The 17,015-nt window shown below is 29.5% G+C and carries 18 protein-coding genes; all 18 read right to left on the reverse strand.

The window, feature by feature from the left end; all coding sequences use genetic code 11:
- Nucleotides 1–128 precede the first annotated feature (128 nt).
- A complete protein-coding gene (locus BQ5344_RS01655) occupies nucleotides 129–623 on the reverse strand; it encodes a DUF441 domain-containing protein (protein ID WP_021769871.1) in 495 nt (164 codons plus the stop codon).
- 147 nt (nucleotides 624–770) lie between these two features.
- Nucleotides 771–5,780 carry a DUF4132 domain-containing protein gene (locus BQ5344_RS01660; protein ID WP_071123913.1) on the reverse strand — a complete coding sequence of 1,670 codons (5,010 nt, stop codon included), beginning with the start codon at nucleotides 5,778–5,780 and terminating at the stop codon, nucleotides 771–773.
- Between the two features lie 145 nt (nucleotides 5,781–5,925).
- Nucleotides 5,926–6,345 (reverse strand): hypothetical protein, encoded by a 420-nt coding sequence (locus BQ5344_RS01665; protein WP_021769873.1) that lies wholly within the window; start codon nucleotides 6,343–6,345, stop codon nucleotides 5,926–5,928.
- Between the two features lie 40 nt (nucleotides 6,346–6,385).
- On the reverse strand, nucleotides 6,386–6,724 hold the full coding sequence (locus BQ5344_RS01670) for a DUF5713 family protein (protein WP_021769874.1): 339 nt from the start codon (nucleotides 6,722–6,724) through the stop codon (nucleotides 6,386–6,388).
- A complete protein-coding gene (locus BQ5344_RS01675) occupies nucleotides 6,717–6,932 on the reverse strand; it encodes a hypothetical protein (RefSeq protein WP_158662987.1) in 216 nt (71 codons plus the stop codon). Before BQ5344_RS01675 ends, BQ5344_RS01670 begins: the two co-directional genes overlap by 8 nt.
- Entirely contained in the window at nucleotides 6,892–7,026 is a 135-nt protein-coding gene (locus BQ5344_RS12495) for a hypothetical protein (protein ID WP_268872957.1), read from the reverse strand. The genes BQ5344_RS01675 and BQ5344_RS12495 overlap by 41 nt, the downstream gene beginning before the upstream one ends.
- Before the next feature lie 50 nt (nucleotides 7,027–7,076).
- Entirely contained in the window at nucleotides 7,077–7,286 is a 210-nt protein-coding gene (locus BQ5344_RS01680; protein WP_071123915.1) for a hypothetical protein, read from the reverse strand.
- A 259-nt stretch (nucleotides 7,287–7,545) separates the two neighbouring features.
- On the reverse strand, nucleotides 7,546–8,646 hold the full coding sequence (locus BQ5344_RS01685; RefSeq protein ID WP_071123916.1) for a metal ABC transporter permease: 1,101 nt from the start codon (nucleotides 8,644–8,646) through the stop codon (nucleotides 7,546–7,548).
- 3 nt (nucleotides 8,647–8,649) lie between these two features.
- Entirely contained in the window at nucleotides 8,650–9,606 is a 957-nt protein-coding gene (locus BQ5344_RS01690) for a metal ABC transporter permease (protein WP_071123917.1), read from the reverse strand.
- 1 nt (nucleotide 9,607) lies between these two features.
- A complete protein-coding gene (locus BQ5344_RS01695; protein ID WP_071123918.1) occupies nucleotides 9,608–10,384 on the reverse strand; it encodes a metal ABC transporter ATP-binding protein in 777 nt (258 codons plus the stop codon).
- A gap of 157 nt (nucleotides 10,385–10,541) precedes the next feature.
- Nucleotides 10,542–11,477 (reverse strand): metal ABC transporter solute-binding protein, Zn/Mn family, encoded by a 936-nt coding sequence (locus BQ5344_RS01700; RefSeq protein WP_071123919.1) that lies wholly within the window; start codon nucleotides 11,475–11,477, stop codon nucleotides 10,542–10,544.
- Entirely contained in the window at nucleotides 11,470–12,144 is a 675-nt protein-coding gene (locus BQ5344_RS01705; RefSeq protein ID WP_071123920.1) for a metal-dependent transcriptional regulator, read from the reverse strand. The genes BQ5344_RS01700 and BQ5344_RS01705 overlap by 8 nt, the downstream gene beginning before the upstream one ends.
- 468 nt (nucleotides 12,145–12,612) lie before the next feature.
- The gene (locus BQ5344_RS01710) at nucleotides 12,613–13,185 is read right to left on the reverse strand and encodes a biotin transporter BioY (RefSeq protein WP_021769882.1); all 573 of its coding nucleotides are present in this window, start codon (nucleotides 13,183–13,185) and stop codon (nucleotides 12,613–12,615) included.
- Between the two features lie 271 nt (nucleotides 13,186–13,456).
- Nucleotides 13,457–14,626 carry a molecular chaperone DnaJ gene (dnaJ, locus tag BQ5344_RS01715; RefSeq protein ID WP_071123921.1) on the reverse strand — a complete coding sequence of 390 codons (1,170 nt, stop codon included), beginning with the start codon at nucleotides 14,624–14,626 and terminating at the stop codon, nucleotides 13,457–13,459.
- Nucleotides 14,627–14,709: 83 nt separating this feature from the next.
- Nucleotides 14,710–15,198, reverse strand: a complete 489-nt coding sequence (locus tag BQ5344_RS01720; RefSeq protein ID WP_071123922.1) for a hypothetical protein — start codon at nucleotides 15,196–15,198, stop codon at nucleotides 14,710–14,712.
- A 196-nt stretch (nucleotides 15,199–15,394) separates the two neighbouring features.
- Nucleotides 15,395–16,276: an aldose 1-epimerase family protein gene (locus BQ5344_RS01725; RefSeq protein ID WP_071123923.1), complete on the reverse strand. Its 882-nt coding sequence runs from the start codon at nucleotides 16,274–16,276 to the stop codon at nucleotides 15,395–15,397.
- Nucleotides 16,277–16,383: 107 nt separating this feature from the next.
- Nucleotides 16,384–16,713 (reverse strand): type II toxin-antitoxin system PemK/MazF family toxin, encoded by a 330-nt coding sequence (locus BQ5344_RS01730; protein WP_071123924.1) that lies wholly within the window; start codon nucleotides 16,711–16,713, stop codon nucleotides 16,384–16,386.
- Nucleotides 16,707–16,958, reverse strand: coding sequence for an AbrB/MazE/SpoVT family DNA-binding domain-containing protein (locus BQ5344_RS01735; RefSeq protein WP_021769887.1), 252 nt, complete (start codon nucleotides 16,956–16,958; stop codon nucleotides 16,707–16,709). Before BQ5344_RS01735 ends, BQ5344_RS01730 begins: the two co-directional genes overlap by 7 nt.
- Nucleotides 16,959–17,015 lie beyond the last annotated feature (57 nt).

The raw sequence follows: 17,015 nt of genomic DNA on the forward strand, positions 1-17,015 counted from the left end.
GGTTTGTTATAAAAATAATTATTTAAAAAATAAAAAAATAAGAAGAGTTGTAGCTTTTAATTTCAGTTACAACTTTTCTTATTATAAATTAAATCATTATTGGACATAACAACAATACTTCTTTAAAATCATTTTTTAAAAAACAATTCAACAACTCTCAAAATACAAAAAGTAATTCCACTAGCAATAACAGGCCCTGCCGCAATCCCTTTAAAAAATACAACTCCCATTATTGTTCCAATTACTAGAGCGACTGTAATTTCAGGCTGCCCCGAGAGTAATCCTATTCCTTTTGAAGAAAGAATAGAAACGGTAATTCCACTTATAATCGCAATCCATCCAATTGGAGATTTAAAAGCATTTAATAAATGAGAAAAACCAATTTCTCCTGTAGCAATAGGAATTAAAATAGCAACTGTGATTACTAAAACACCCCAATTTATACCTTCTTTTCTAAATTGAGTCATAAAATTTTGAATATCAATTCCTTTTAATTTATAACTTTCTGTAATATTAAATAAAACTTTTAAAATTAACACGAAAATTGTTGCATAAACTATGGATTTATTCTGTGTAATTGCACCAACTAATAAAATTAGCCCTAAAAAAATAAAACTTTCCAAAATTTTTCCTTTCTATTTTTGTCATTTTATACTAAATTCCATTTAAACAATAAACATTATATTTTAGTTAGTTAGTAATGAAAGACCAAGAATTATTTGCTAAATAAAAATTTTTAATAAATTCATTATTTAAATGGAAAAATAGTATTACTTAATTTGTTCTAAAATAAACGGATCCTTTATTTTAGTGTCTTCTGCAAATAAAATGATTTTACTCATAATTTCAGCTGTTTTGGGATCTTCATCAACAAATGGTAGAAATATCCTTCCTCTATGCTGAGAATGTATTGGAAGTACATTTATTTCAGCTCCTGCTCTCTGATGAACTACTCCACTTCCCAAATGAACTGTGTATTCTGCACGTTCACCTTTTATTATAGCATGTTTTTCAGTAAATGTAATATTTTTAAGTTTAAATAATTTAAGATTAAACTCAACAATAGCTTTTCTCATTTCAACAGTCGAATGACTAGCTTCAGGATCAACACCGCCAACATGAGCTACACTTACAGCCAGATCCACATCTCTCATTACTTCTGTAAAGATTAAATCAGGAATATCATCTATAAGCATCGGTTTAAAGGTCTTTCTGTCGTAAAAACAAACCCATTCAAGTGTTGGAGCTTCAATATCAGATGGAGAAAACCAGTCTGCCATTGCATAAATTTTTGCTATAATATTATTTTTATAATAAATTTTTTGCAGCCCTTCTTCATAATCAGCAACCCATCTTCTATTTTTTAGTACAGCAACAGTTTTATTTGGCTGAATTTGATGTCCAGCATATCTTAATGAATTTTCCTTGCCTTTTTCATCCTGAGTTTTTATATAAATTTCTCTAAATATCTGTTTAAACGGCTGTTTTATCTGTTTTGTGAATAAGTCTTGCTGGTACTCGCTCCATTTTCCACTGTTATACAAATCAAGAGCATGAGCAATTTTTAACACTTGACTTTCTTCAAGTTCGAGAATTTCTCCATTTACAGTTACAAGAGTACCATCACTGTAGTAACCAAGATTGTTTTCAGATTTGAAAACGAGAGTGTCCAGCAATGGTGAAATTACAGGATTTTCCATTAGATTTTTTATTTCATAATTGTAGAATTCTGTACCGTCTTCCATTGCCTCTTCTAGCATTTTTTTAGAACGTCTATATTGTTCCTTCAAATTTTTATTAACTTCCTTAATTTCTTCAATATATTTATTTTTCTTTAGTTTTACTGGCATTGTTTTCAAAGTTTTTCCATTTTTTTCAAAAACTGTTTTAGTTTGTCCAAATTCATCAATTTTTATAAACACCGATATTTCGTCAATTATTTTTGGCTCAAAATATTTTTGCATTTCATTAATTAAAGCTGTTTCCATACTCCAAATTAAACGAATTACATCTGAATATCCAGCATTTCTTGATAAATTTTCAAGCGATATTTCAAAAGCCTTTGCCTCGCTTGCCCGACGCTGAGCTCCAAACTGCTTACTTTCTTTTAGAAATTTCTGCAAAAATTTGTACCTATGAAGTAAATCTTTGTCACGAGCCTTTTTTAATGGAATTAATGAATAGCTAGCAACCAAGTCTTTATTTCTCTTGTCTTGAATCTTTGTTTCAGTTTCCTTTAATTTTAACTTTCCTTGTACAGCGTCTGCAAACATTCTTGCCCGTGAATGCTTTGCTCCATCTGATACATATTTTGCCGCCTCATAAAGCATCTCAAAGCGTTTTTTCCCCAGCTCCTTATAAGCAGACTTGAACCAGTCAATGTCAAAAGCTCCCACAGCCAAATCTTCAACTGAAATAGGAGTATATTTGGCAAATAGACTTTCCATATTTTTAGACACATCACTTATATGAGCATGAAAATAGTAACAGGCACTTTCCATTCCTTTCCAGCCTAAATATCCCTGAATAAGTGATATCCAATGTGGTGCATACATTGCAACTTCTATAAGCCGCTGCTGACTGATTTTGCTTCCTTTTATTTTTTTTGCAAAAAGTTCACTGGTGTCATTTTTATTAGGCTGGCTATTTTTCAGAAGATGGCTCAAATTTGATTTTTTGGAATCATCACTGTAATAGTAGGAATAATAACCACCTCTTTTCAGCTTTTCATTCCCCAGTGCCATCAAAATCTTGATAAGATTGTCAATACCTTTTACAAGAGGTATCTGATGAATCGTATTTGAGTATTCCACGGGATTTTCCCCTCTTTTAAACTCCAAATCCAAAATATAGTCTATTATTTTTTGTCCTTCTGTTCTAAAAAATTCCATAACTTTCTGTTCATCTTGATTTTTTTTAGAATCTTCATTATTATAAATAAAATTGCACAAAGTTCTTATATTATCCTTTACGTTTCCGCGATTAAGTACTTCAATATAAAACTCGTCTTTTGTAATAATTCCTTTTGTTACAGCAAAAGCAAATTCATAAAGTGAAATGAGCTCGCCATTTAATTCTCCATTTTTCTTTTGTATATAATTGTACATTTTTTTATAAATTTCATATTTTAGGATAAACTGCTCACCAAATTCCTTCTCATTTGGATAATATCCCATATTATTTTTAGCCTCTCGAAAAATTAGATTATTGTCAAAAATGCTTGAATACATTTCTTTGGTCTCATCTCTTCCCCAATGATTTTTCCCCTGCTTTGTCAAAATCTTGCTTTCATCCAAGTGATTGTAAACATAAGAAAATACAGTTTTTCCAAATTTATAACAATATTTTTTATTTTTTTCTTCATTTTTGTATTCATTTATAAGCAAATATATAATTTGAGATATTTTTCCAACTGAATAATAATATCCTTTATTTACCTCAAAATGTTTTAAATCATTATTTTTTCTTTGTTCAAATATTATTTTTTCAATTAGGTTATTTGCACCAAATCCAAGCATTTCATTCGTATAGTTTAAATATTCCTTTGCTGAAAATCTTTCCTTTGTAAATAAATAGACTTGGTACAGTGTTTCAAAATCCTTAATTTCTGTTTTGTAAAATTCCCGCCATACTTCCTCCAGTGGATAATCCTCCAATTTCTGATTTCCATAATCGTATTTTCTATCCGAAGAAAAAATAGGAGAAAATGTATTAGAAAGCAAAACTTCTTCGCCATAAGCAGTTTTGTACTCATAATTTTCGTATTTCACATACAAATCGTTTAATTTTTTTACAATTTCCAAAAGTTCATCAATAGACTTTGTAAATATTTGTTTTATATCTAATTTTTTCTCTAAAAATTCTTTATTTTCAAAACTTGGTTCATAATTAATGTTATATTTAAGTTCCTCATTAACAGCTTTTTTCTCTTCCCTATTAATTTCACTAATTAAAACAATTTCACTTGAAGTAGGTTCTTTAACAAGTTTTACGTACTTCTTCAATGTTTTCATATCGTCTTTTTTCTCATTTTTAGCCTTCAAAATCAAGTCAAATGCAGCGAGCCGTTTATTTACATCCTTTGTCTTTATAAGATTTTCAACACTTTCATAAAATGCCGTTTTTTTCTGCAAATAAAGTAAATTAATCAGATTTTTACGAACTTCTGGAGTTTTTAACTTTAGCATTTCTTCCATTTCTTTACAATATTTTTGGACTAAATTATGTTTTTTAGCTATTTCAAAGGCTTTATTAGTTACTGCACCATCTTTTAAACTACCAATCACAAATTTTTCATGATTTTCATTCTCAAATTTTTGAGCAACAAGCTGTAGAATATCCTCTTTTGTATAATAATTAAGAAATTTCGCATAATCTAAAATTTTATCAATATACTCACCTTTCAAAAAGAGTGATATTAGTGCCATTTTATCAACAATTGCTACTTTATAAAGCGTAACCGAATACCATGGGAAAATACAAGGAGAAAAATCTTTTCTAACTTTTGTCATTTGTTTAACTAAATTTTCAAGTATTTCAAAAAATTCTTTTGCCTCACCTTCATTGTCAAAAAAATCACTCAATTTAACTTTTCCATTATTTATTCTCTGAAAGATCTGATAAGTGTTTACATTTCCCACAAGATTACTTGAATAGCATGCATAAATTTCCAAATCATCAGGATTTTTTTGAATAACTTTTTTTGAAATTTTTTGAGATAAGTCTGGATTTTGAATAATATCAAGGTAGTAGGAAGCAAGCAAAACAGTGTGACGTTTTCCAGTATTTATAAGTTTTTCAATCGCTTTTACAGCCACCGAAACATCTTCTCTTCCCTTTTGCCAAAGCCCTAGCAAAACTTCTACATTGTCCTCACTTTTCAAAAGCTCATTAGCATATTTCGGATTTTCCATGAGTTTATTGATAATCTCGATTTCCTTTTTGCTAACCCTGTCTGCATACATTTCGCCAATTCCAGTCCATGTTGCCAAAGCTCTTTTTACTGATGAAAAACGTAATAAATCATTATCATAAACAATTTTAAACATATAATTAAAGTTTTCCACCGTTCCGCCATCCATCGTTTCACAAATAGCCTGTCGTAGCCCTTCCTGAAGCTTTGCAGCCAATAGTAATTTCCCAACTAATTCCACAAGCTCGCGATTATTTGACGAAAAAATTGCCCTAAAAGTTGTATAATCTAATACAAATGTATTGTTATCACTCAAAATCATTTCTTTCAAAAACTCAATAACTTCTTTATTGCCTCTATTAATTTCAGCTAAAAGATAAGATTCTGCGTCAATATTCCCATACTGTTTCGTATCATACTCCTTTTTCAAAATTTTCATAATATCCAATTCCAAAATATGGAATTTCACAAAACGTGTCAAAATATCCCACATATCCCGCAAATGATCTCTATAATTCGAACTTAGTATCATTTTTCTATAATATCCTTTTGTATAAGGAGTTAGTACAGTTTGTTCACAAATTTCAATAAAAAATTCTCTAAAATTCTTTCCAATCATAGCATCCAAAGCAGGATAAATTTCTTTTGGAAAAATATCTTGAAGAGTAACATTTTCAATATTTTTAATTTTCTTTTTTATTTCTGCAATTGCAAAAATTTCATACTCATATTCTCCAGTTTTAACAGTTCCTTTCAACGCATTTTCAATAAATTTTCTACTTTCTGGGTTTAATTTTTCCTTTTCCTTTGACAATTTCGTTCTGTAACTGTTTTTCAATTTGTCAGGAATGTTGTAATCTATTACCATAATAAATTCTCCTTGTAAATTATTTTTTTAATTTATTAATTATATATTTACCTTAAAGTATGTTTTTTAATTTTTACGTTTTGTGTTACTTTATTTAGTAACGGCTTTTATAGTATTTTTTATTTTAGTAATTTTCAAATATTACTTACCACATTCTCCCCGCCAACATCGTAAGCCTAACAAATGTCAACTCATCATTCTCTTTCAAATTTATCTCACAATCAATCTCTCCCATTTCTTCATCATTTACAAAGACCCTGTAAATTCCATCTTCATAACTTTGTAATGCATTTTCAATCGCCTTTTCTAAATCTTGCTTTTGCTCATTATAATCCACCCCAAACGAAATTTTCCCAGCATCAGACAAATCATTAATTTTCTTATCAGTCAAATATGGAACAATATCATTTTCAGTAAATCCATTATTAAATTCATTTACATTTATCGTAACAAATTCTGTCAAAAGCTCCTTTACAGTCGTTATTTTCTCGCTAATTTCATATTTCTTCTTATCAATTTTATTTTTTCTTTTCCCAATTTGCTTTACATTTACAAATATTTTCATCTTTTTTATCCACTTTCATTAATTTTTTCATTTAACTTTTTTACCATTCTCTTTCCCGAATCGCCTCTTCAATGTCAATATCTATCCCAAACCACTTCAACACATATTCCACAGTTACACCAATGCTATCTCTCGCAACAGTTTCAATCTCGCTTTCATTTTCATAAAACTCATCTTCCAAATCATTAATCCCAATTGTCATTTCATCCAACTTTTTCTGAACAATTTCAACATCATTCTCCCCAGTTTCCAAAAATTCAATAACATTTCTAATCAATTTTTCCACTTTTTCTACAAGAAATTTTGGATAATAATCATCTTCAAACATTTCTTCCAGTAAAACATAATTTTCATCAAATTTTTTAATATTTTTATTCATATTCTGCACCACCTAAAACAATTTTTTTATATTTTATCATACATTCCTGTTTTTTTACATTGTGAAGGCTTTTAAAATATATCCAAATTTTTAACAAAATAAAAAAGACTGGATCTGAAAATTTACTTTCCAAGCCAGTCTTTCCTAACAATCTTAAAATATTTTTTTTAATAAGAATATCTATGATAACTACATTTTCCATCATCATCGCAATCTCTTGTATAACCTGCTGTAGTTATGCAGCTAGTAACAAACAATATTGTTACAATTGAAATAATTAAAAATTTAACAAACCTTTTCATAAAAGCTCCTCCTGTCCTAAATCATTATTTGTTTTGAATACAGTACCCAATTAATAAGGACTACTGCTGCATTCATATCTTTCTCCATCATCAGTACAATAAGGACGTGTATATCCACAATTTCCATGTCCATCACACATAAATCCTGCCGCATCCATCTGTTCTCGTGCTTCTCTCCATTCATTTACATCAAATAATTCACAACTGCTCAAACTCATTACAAATGAAATCAAAATCAATACTCTGAATAAATTTCTCATAGCAACTTCTCCTAAATTTTATAAAATTTTTACATTTCTTTCTTTTATTCTAGTATATCCTATGTTTTTAATATTTCTGTTTTAATCACCTTATTTTTTTTTTTTTAGATTAGAAATTCATTATATCCTTCAAATCCAATAATTTAACACTATTATAGTCAAATATTTTTCTCATTTATAGAATAACTACAACTTTTTATTCTTAAAAAATAAAAACAAAAAAATCAGCCTCCATACAAAGACTGAAAATTAATTATTATTATTTATTATTTAACTGCAAATACTTCTCTCCCTTTTCAGAAAGTTTGTAAACTGTGCCATCAACATAAATATATTTTTCCTTTTTAGCTTTTCCAATAACTTTATTCAAAAATCCCTTATTCCAACGCAAATGATTATCAATGGTGTCAATTCCGCATTCATCTTTTTCCTGTTTTGTATTTACATGGTTTGATAAATGGATTAGCAATATTCTAACAGAAAATGCCATTTTTTGAGATTTTTTTCGACTTATTGTGAAAATTAATCCTTTCTTTGGAGAAAATATCAATGTTAAAAGGAAAATTATACCAATTACAACTGCGATACTTCCTGCAATTGAAATATCAAAAAATCTTGCGAAATGAAATCCAGCCACACTTGCCACAGCCCCTAGAACAAGGCTTAACCCTATCATTACTTTTAGCTTATCTGTTAATAAATACGCTGTAATTGGAGGACCAATCATAAATGCAACTACCAATATTGAACCTACTGCCTCAAATGAGGATACTGCTGTCATTGACACAAGTGACATTAGAATGTAATGAATTAATATTGGCTTCATTCCAAGAGTTATTGCAAGAGCTTTATCAAATACCGAAATTTTTAATTCCTTGAAAAAAATAACTACAAAAGATAAATTTATTAAAAATATAACAAAAGTCGTAACCAATCCTTTAGCAACACTAAAACCAAATATTTCTACCCTATTAAATGGAGCAAATGCCAATTCTCCCAATAATACTGAATCAACATCTAAATGTACATTTCCAGCATACCTTGAGATTAAAATTACAGCGATACTGAATAACAATGGAAAAACCACTCCAATTGCAGAATCTTCCTTGACAAGCCTTGTCGAATTAAGAAGTTCCACAAGGTAAACAGTTAAAACGCCAACTATTCCTGCACCTACTATTAACAACGGGGAATTCAAATCATGAACTGCAAAAAATGCAACTACAATTCCAAGTAAGATAGTGTGTGTTATCGCATCTGAAACCATCGCCATACTTTTTAAAACTAGAAATGTTCCCAAAATAGAGCAGGCACTTGCAACCATTATTGCGATAAGCTGTATTTCCAATGAAAAACCCATAATTTATTTCCCCCTTTCCAGATTATTTATTTTTAAACTACTTAATTCAGTTTTTTTCTTTTCAAGTTTTTCTTTAAATTCTTTTTTTCTTTTTTGATTTCTTATAATTTTAAATACAATACCTCTTTTATTTGAAAAAAGAATACTAATAACCACTATTATACTTATAATTATAACGATAACAGGTCCAGTTGGCAAATTGCTTTCACTTATACTTATCAAAGTTCCAAGTAAACCTGATATTCCTCCAAAAAAAGCTGCCAAAATTACCATAATTGAAAGTTTGTCTGTCCATTGCCGTGCTGCAACTGCTGGAGAAATAAGCATTGCACTTATTAATATTACTCCTGCCGCCTGAATACCTATTATTACAGTAGTTACAATCAATATGGAAATTAATATTTCGATTTTCTTGCTTGGAAATCCCAATGTCTTGGCAAAATCAGAGTCAAATGAAACAATTTTAAATTCCTTCCAGAAAAGAATAATTATAATTAGAAGAACGATCCCGGTAATCAGGATAATATTTACATCTCTTTTAATAAATGTTGACGCCTGCCCAAAAATAAATTTATTTAATCCCGATTTATTCGCGCCCGGCAATTTATTCAAGTAAGAAAGTAAAACTAATCCCAATCCAAAAAATACAGATAAAATCAATGCCAAAGCACTATCAAATTTTATTTTTGTATAATTTTGAATTAATTGAATCAAACCAATACATACAATTCCTGTAATTAACGCACCTAGCAGCAAAACTTCTGTATTTTTCACATTCGTAAATAAAAAAGCCAGGCAAACTCCAGGAAGTGAAGCATGAGAAACTGCATCTCCCAATAAACTTTGCTTTCGTAAAACGGCAAAACATCCAAGTATTCCAGAAACCATTCCAAGTAATGAACAGCCAAGTGCAACTGTCCTAAAAGTATGATCAGAAATAAGAAGATTTAATATATTCATTTTAATCCTCCTTTTCGATTTCAAGATGATTTTTATTATCTTGAGTTAATTTTTTACTTTTATATGTTTTTTCAATATTTTCAGGAGTAAAAATTTCCTCTACAGGGCCGGAAGCTATAACAGAAACATTTATAAACGTCACATAGTCAAAATAATCTTTTACCGTTTGTAAATCATGATGAACAACGATTACAGTCTTTTTCTCATCCCGTAATTTTTTTAGAATATTTACAATAGATTTTTCAGTTTTGCTGTCAACACCTTGAAAAGGCTCATCCATAAAGTATATCTCAGCATCCTGAACCAATGCCCGTGCCAAAAACACCCTCTGCTGCTGCCCACCAGATAACTGGCTTATCTGTCTATCTGAGAACTCATCCATTTCCACTTTGTGAATAGCTTCCTTTGTTTTTTCCTTATCAATTTTTCTAACTTTCTTTAACCATCCAACTTTTCCATAACGTCCCATTTCCACAACATCAAACACAGTAGTCGGAAAATCCCAGTCAACACTTCCTCTCTGAGGTACATAAGCAATCTTATCCCTTACTTTACCGTATTTTTCATTATAAAATTTCACCTCGCCAGTGACAGGATTTATCAAATCAAGCATCGCCTTAATCAAAGTAGATTTCCCAGCTCCATTCGGCCCCACTATCGCCATAAGAATACCTTTTTTGATACCCAGCTCAACATCCCATAAAACAGGTTTATCTTCATATGCTATTGTTAAATCTTCAACTTTTATAATAACATCATCAGAAACATTTTGATTCATTTTACTTCTCTCCTAAATTTAAAAATTATAACATAGCAAAACAACTTTAAGGAATTTTTTTATGTTTTACATAATAAAAGGGGAGTGATAATTAAAGTTATTCTGCTATGTTTTTTTGAATTATTTTATATATAATTAATAAAAATAATTACCGATTTTATTTTAATGCATTTACAATAGTATCGGCGTTTGCCTTAACTGTTTTAATATAAGTTTCAGAGTTGTGTGCTTCATCTCCCAGTGAGTCTGAGTACAATTCTCCACCTATTTTAACTTCTTTTCCTTTAGCCTTTACAGCTTCCTGAAGTGCTTCTATACTTTTTTTCGGAACAGAAGATTCTACAAATATTGCTTTTATATTTCTTTCAACTATGAAATTAGCCAAATCGCTTATATTTTTTGTACCAGTTTCAGAATCTGTAGAAACACCTTGTATTGCTTTTACTTCTAGTCCAAATTGTTCTCCAAAGTAGTTAAATGCATCATGAGCTGTTACAAGAACTCTACTTTTTTCAGGAATTTCATTAATTCTTGTTTTTACATAAGTTGTAAGTTCATTTAGTTCAGCTTTATATTTTTTCAGGTTTTCTTTGTAGTAGTCACTATTTTTAGGATCATATTTACTTAATTCGGCTTCTACTGCCTCAGCTTCCTTTTCCCATAATTCTGTATTAAACCATACATGCGGGTCAGGAGTATTTTGGTCAACTAGATGAATTTTGCTTTTATCCAGTTTGTCCCCAACATTTAATATATTTTTGTTTTGAGAAGTTAATTTTTCAAAAATTTCTGTCATTTTACCTTCCAAGTGCAATCCACCATACACTATAATGTCAGCATTTCCAAGTTTTTCAATATCACCTGCACTGGCACTATACAAATGCGGATCTACTCCTTCTCCCATAAGTCCTGTAACTTCGACTTTATCTCCACCAATCGTTTTTACAAGGTCAGTAAGCATTGTCGTCGTTGTGGTAACTTTTATTTTTTTACCTGACGAAGCTCCACTTTTACCGCAAGATATTAGTAGCATCATTGCTACACATACTGCAATTACTAAATTTAATTTTCTAAGTATATTATTTTTACTCATAATCTATTTCCTCCGTGTCTTCATTTTTTTTGTAAACTTTAATCATAGTTGCCGCATTAAAAGCTACTGCTTTTTCATGATTTGCTTTACTTTTTAAATATATTGGCCCATCAAATGGATCCTTTTTGTCGACAATATATTCTTCCTTTAAATTTATATTCAAATCTCGTAGATAATCATATAATTCGATATTATCTTCGACACTTAATATAACAACTTCGTCATCTTCCTCAGCTTCAGACAATTTTATAATATTTTCCTCATTGAAGTTTTTTACATCATAAAAAATTGGACTGCCATGTGGACATTCTTTAGGGTAAAATAAGAATTTTTCCAGTTTTTGAAGTAACTTATTGCTTGTTACATGCTCCAAAATTTCTGCTTCCTTATGTACTTCCTCTTTATCATATCCTAGCCTTTCAAATAAAAAAACTTCCCAAACCCTATGTTTACGTATAATGTCAAGTGCAAATTTATTCCCCTTTTCAGTAAGTTTTACTGTTTTTTTGTCAATAGTTAAATAATCATCATTTACCAGCTTTTTTATCATTTCACTGACTGAAGCTGGAGATATATTTAAATATTCTGCAAGTTTTTTATTAGAATATTCCTTCTTTTTTTTCAAAGTATATATTCCTTTTAAATAATCTTCTATACTTCTGCTCATTCCAACTCCTTCCTTTTTTAGTTTGACCTAATCTATAAATTAGGTTTGCCTAATAACGTTATTATATTACCACTAAATACTTTGATTGTCAAGACTTCTTTAATAATTTTTTTAGATAATATACCCGGATGATTTAATATCACACTAATTATAATTAATTTAAACATAAAAATAAAAAGTACATTTAATAGTATCAGGATTTTCATCTGAATATTAAAAAATGTACTTTGTTTGAAAGGTTTGATAGGAGCTGCTATAATAAACTATTTATATCCAACTCGTCTAAATCAATTCAAATTAATTTTTCTCCATTCATATTGTATAACATTTTTCAAAAATATAGTGTAACTTTGGTTACAAAAAAAACTCCCATTTAAATTTTTTAAAAACGGGAATTTTTTGTATCAAGTATTCTTACTTTAATTTTAACTTCTTAAATAACTCATTTAATTAATTCTTTTTATTATACTATTTTCTTGGAATAAATTTCCATAATGTTGGTACAAGCAAGGTTACAGCTGTTGATTTTAATGCATCTCCTGGAAGGAAAGGTAACACACCAATCATGAATACATTTTTACCAGTTACAAATAATGATAATTGCAATGCACCTAATGTCAAAATAATTGTACTAGAAAGCATTAATGAAAGAATTGTTTTTACGTAAGATTTTGTAACTCCTTTATCAGCTAAATATCCTAAAAGCATTGTAGAAACAATATATCCTAAAATATACCCTCCTGTTGGTGAAAATAAAGATCCTGCCTTAGCGCCAGCAAAAACTGGGGCACCTAAACTACCTGCCGCAACATAGGAAAGTATAGTAGCAGTTCCTAATTTTCTACCATATAGCAACGCCATTAATGTGACTCCAAATGTTCCAAGTGTAATTGGTACTGGAGTATAAGGTAATGGAATCATAACTTGAGCCATTAAACTCAAAAATACTACTCCACCTAATACTAAAAGAACATTTCTAAAAATTTCCTTTTCTTTTGTTTCAATTTTAACAATGTTGTTAATCAATGCATTCTGTTTCATAAGAAAACCTCCATCTTTTTTGTTTATATTATTATTGTAACACTTGTAATATAAAAAGTCAATAAACTGATTTTTTATAATTTTAAATAAAGTTAAACTAAAGTTGTGAAGTTTATTAATTATTATGTCATAAAAAATACCCTAATCAATTAAGATTAGAGTACTTTTTTGAATTTTTTCATTTAATTTCAGTATTTCGTTTTTTATACAACATGTGTAATATACAAATTATTATTTTTTTCAACTCAAATTTTAATCTAAAAAAAATTTTTTAATTTTCAAATTTACTAAAAAATCTTTTTATTTTATCTTTAAACGAATGTGCCTTTTTGTAATTTTTCTTATTGTCAAGCGAACCATCAAATTCACGTAAAATTTCCTTTTGTTTATCACTAAGATTTGTTGGAGTTTCCACTTTTATTTCGACAATTTCATCTCCTCTATTTTCACTTCGAGCATATTTAATTCCTTCATTTCTCAATCTAAATGTTTTTCCATTTTGAGTCCCTTCAGGAATTACTATTTTTTTCTTACCACTAAGTGTAGGCACTTCCACTTCTCCACCTAAAATAGCCGTTGTCATTTTTAAAGGCACTTCACAATGAATATCATATTCACTTATTCTTTCAAAAATATCATGCTTTGCAACAGTTATATGCACTCGCAAATCCCCAAAGACTCCACCATTTGCCCCTGCGTCTCCACACTCTCTTACTACTAATCTTTGTCCAGTCTGAAGTCCTGATGGAAATCTTACCTTTTTTGTAAATATTTCTCTTTCCAATCCTGTTCCATGACAAGTATGACATTCTTTTTCAGGAATTTTTCCAGTTCCGTGACACTTGTCACATTCCTGTATTCCACTTGTCATACCAAACAATGTTCTCTGTTGCACTCTTACATGTCCTGAACCATTACATTTATCACATGTTTTCATATTGTGTCCTGGTTCAGCACCACTTCCGTGACAAGTTTTACATTGCCCGTTTCTTTTATATTTTAATTCTTTTTCTGTACCAAAAGCCACTTCTTCAAGAGTCAATGTTAAATTATATCTTAAATCATCCCCTTGATGCACTCTTGGTCCTTGACTTCGACTTCTTCCACCAAAAAAACTATCAAAAATATCTCCAAAACCTTCAAACTCAAAGCCACCAGCACCGCCAAAGCCTCCGAAGCCTTGTCCTCCAAAGCCACCTGCTCCAGCTCCACCATTTTCAAATGCTGCATGTCCATATTGATCATACGCCGCTCTTTTTTGCGGATCGCTTAACACTTCATTTGCTTCCTGTACTTCCTTAAATTTGGCTTCAGCTTCAGGATTATCCTTATTTCTATCTGGATGATATTTTTTTGCCATACTCCTATACGCTTTTTTTATATCCTGTTCCGAAGCGTTTTTGGGTACGCCAAGCACTTCATAATAATCTCTTTTTGCCATTTTTTATCTTTTATCCTTTCCACTTCTGCAAATTTTATTTTTATCTATTATTTTTATTTTAAATTATACAAAAATATAAACTATCAAATACTCATTGCAAGACCTACTAATCCAAAGAACAACCACATTCTATCACTAATAGCTTCAAAACTTGTTAATTCCCACCATATTGTTGGTCGTTCTAAAAATATCATTACTACAACTATCACAATAAGTACATATAAAACTCCTCTTAAAGGATCCTTTCCCTTTTCCATTTCCTTTGCTTTATGAAAAATTGAACTTATTGAAACAAATATATAAGCTCCGAATAAAAATGATTTTAATCCAAAACCTACTCTTAACAAATGAATTATTGCAAAAAATGCCACATCTGCAACGCCATTCTCAAATCCTGGCTTCACTGCCTTATACATAAGAAAACACATTATTAAGACACTCATGAAATAAAAAAATATAAATATATGAATTCGTGGAAAATTTGATGCATATCTAGAAACTAATATTCCAAAAGAAATTGCACCTATCAAATTTGCAATTCTACTCATTCTTTCCTTAAGTGTACCTGTCATTTTCACATCCTTCTATTATAACATTCCACAAATATTCTCTAATTATTAGGAATTTATAATTTTTAAGTTTATATTAAACCTTAAATACCTCTAAAAATTATAATCATTTAATAATTGGTTTTAAAGCTAATTAAACATATTATAACCTAATTTCCCAAGAAATCCAACACTAAATTTGAGTTTTTTGAATTTTTCGTTATTTTTTACCTTTTACAATTAATTTTGCAAAAAATTCTCCATCTTTTTCCAATTTTAAAATTCCTGTTTTTTCTTCCAGTTTCCCGCTTGCATTCTCAAAATCTGAAATTCCATACCAAGGCTCTATACACACATAAGGTGCTTTCGGCTTGCTCCAAAATGCAATATAAGGAAATCCTTTATACTCAACACTAAGCTCTTTAGAATTTTTACTATTTTTTATCGTAACTTTCTCTGATTTTAAATCATCAAATACTATTGCATCATCATCAAATACAGTTTCAGTAATCTGCAATTTATTCTCATTATTCAAGCAATCATCTTTTTCATCAAAAACTAACCCATTATCAGTAAGTTTATATTTCTGAGAAGTTTCGTTTTTTTCAAATTCCAAATAATAATCACTCAATTTTATATCATCATTTACATCAAGTGCAAATGCAGGATGTGTCCCAAGTGAAAAATACATATCAGAATCATTCTTATTTACAACATTATACCCAATTTCCAAAGTATTTCCAGCAATTGTATAAGTTATAAACAGTTCAAACTCAAACGGATACTTCTCCAAAGTTTCCTTATTTGAAGAAAATCTAAACTTCAAAGAATTTTCAGTTTTCTCAACCAGTTCAAAATCCTCAGTCCGAGCAAATCCATGCCGTGTAGAAATTTTATATTCTTTTCCGTTGTAACTATAAGCCCCATTTTTTATACTTCCAACAAATGGAAACAGCACAGGCGAGCTGGCAGCCCAAAACTCAGGCTTCCTATCCCACATAAACTCTTCTCCATCCACTTTATAACTTTGTAATTCCGCTCCTCTATCCGCAACTGAAATTTCAACATTTCCATATTTTAGAGTGTTTATTGTACTTTCCATCTTTAGCACATCCTTTTTTAAAGATTTTTATTTATTTTGATTTTTCACTTTCATCTTTGTACCAAATTTATTTTTCAATCTTATTATCTCAATTTCAAATTTATTTTTTATTCAATTTCTACTTCAGAAAAAATAATGTCTACGACTTTTTCTAAAATATCCTCTGGTAATTTTTCAATAATTTTATAGTTTCTTGTAGTAATATCCAAAGATTTAAGGTGTTCACATAAAATTATACCCGTAGTAGCAGTCCGATTGTCTAATTTTATATGAAGCGGAAATTTATCTATTGAATTTGTAATTGGACAAACTAAAACTAAATTTGTTACCTTATTGAAAGTATCATTACTTACTATAACCGCAGGACGATATCCAGCTTGTTCATGTCTTACCTGCGGATTAAAATTTATCTTTATTATATCCCCTTGTTTTACCATACCTCTTTACCTACTGGTTCTCCCCAATCTATTTCCTGTTTTTCATAATCCTCATTATAATTTGCAAATAATTCCTTTATTGTCTTTCTTTTTTCTTTTTTTATTTTTTTTAATTTAAGGCAATCATCTCCCTCTTCTATTAAAATAGTGTCATTTACCTTTAAATCAAGTATTTCCAATATTTTTTTAGGAAGTCTTATTCCTTGACTGTTTCCCCATTTTTGTATTTTTAAAACCTCTGCCATAATAATCTCTCTTTCTACCAAGTATATACATAGTATATACTTTTTTTATGAAAAAAT

The organism is Leptotrichia massiliensis (assembly GCF_900104625.1).
Taxonomy (GTDB): domain Bacteria; phylum Fusobacteriota; class Fusobacteriia; order Fusobacteriales; family Leptotrichiaceae; genus Leptotrichia; species Leptotrichia massiliensis.

Bases quoted from the DNA above. Each gene is read 5' to 3' on its own strand.
- BQ5344_RS01660 (WP_071123913.1), bottom strand. From the start codon at position 5,780: ATGGTAATAGATTACAACATTCCTGACAAATTGAAAAACAGTTACAGA.
- BQ5344_RS01665 (WP_021769873.1), bottom strand. From the start codon at position 6,345: ATGAAAATATTTGTAAATGTAAAGCAAATTGGGAAAAGAAAAAATAAA.
- BQ5344_RS01670 (WP_021769874.1), bottom strand. From the start codon at position 6,724: ATGAATAAAAATATTAAAAAATTTGATGAAAATTATGTTTTACTGGAA.
- BQ5344_RS01675 (WP_158662987.1), bottom strand. From the start codon at position 6,932: ATGATGATGGAAAATGTAGTTATCATAGATATTCTTATTAAAAAAAAT.
- BQ5344_RS12495 (WP_268872957.1), bottom strand. From the start codon at position 7,026: ATGAAAAGGTTTGTTAAATTTTTAATTATTTCAATTGTAACAATATTG.
- BQ5344_RS01680 (WP_071123915.1), bottom strand. From the start codon at position 7,286: ATGAGAAATTTATTCAGAGTATTGATTTTGATTTCATTTGTAATGAGT.
- BQ5344_RS01685 (WP_071123916.1), bottom strand. From the start codon at position 8,646: ATGGGTTTTTCATTGGAAATACAGCTTATCGCAATAATGGTTGCAAGT.
- BQ5344_RS01690 (WP_071123917.1), bottom strand. From the start codon at position 9,606: ATGAATATATTAAATCTTCTTATTTCTGATCATACTTTTAGGACAGTT.
- BQ5344_RS01695 (WP_071123918.1), bottom strand. From the start codon at position 10,384: ATGAATCAAAATGTTTCTGATGATGTTATTATAAAAGTTGAAGATTTA.
- BQ5344_RS01700 (WP_071123919.1), bottom strand. From the start codon at position 11,477: ATGAGTAAAAATAATATACTTAGAAAATTAAATTTAGTAATTGCAGTA.
- BQ5344_RS01705 (WP_071123920.1), bottom strand. From the start codon at position 12,144: ATGAGCAGAAGTATAGAAGATTATTTAAAAGGAATATATACTTTGAAA.
- BQ5344_RS01710 (WP_021769882.1), bottom strand. From the start codon at position 13,185: ATGAAACAGAATGCATTGATTAACAACATTGTTAAAATTGAAACAAAA.
- dnaJ (WP_071123921.1), bottom strand. From the start codon at position 14,626: ATGGCAAAAAGAGATTATTATGAAGTGCTTGGCGTACCCAAAAACGCT.
- BQ5344_RS01720 (WP_071123922.1), bottom strand. From the start codon at position 15,198: ATGACAGGTACACTTAAGGAAAGAATGAGTAGAATTGCAAATTTGATA.
- BQ5344_RS01725 (WP_071123923.1), bottom strand. From the start codon at position 16,276: ATGGAAAGTACAATAAACACTCTAAAATATGGAAATGTTGAAATTTCA.
- BQ5344_RS01730 (WP_071123924.1), bottom strand. From the start codon at position 16,713: ATGGTAAAACAAGGGGATATAATAAAGATAAATTTTAATCCGCAGGTA.
- BQ5344_RS01735 (WP_021769887.1), bottom strand. From the start codon at position 16,958: ATGGCAGAGGTTTTAAAAATACAAAAATGGGGAAACAGTCAAGGAATA.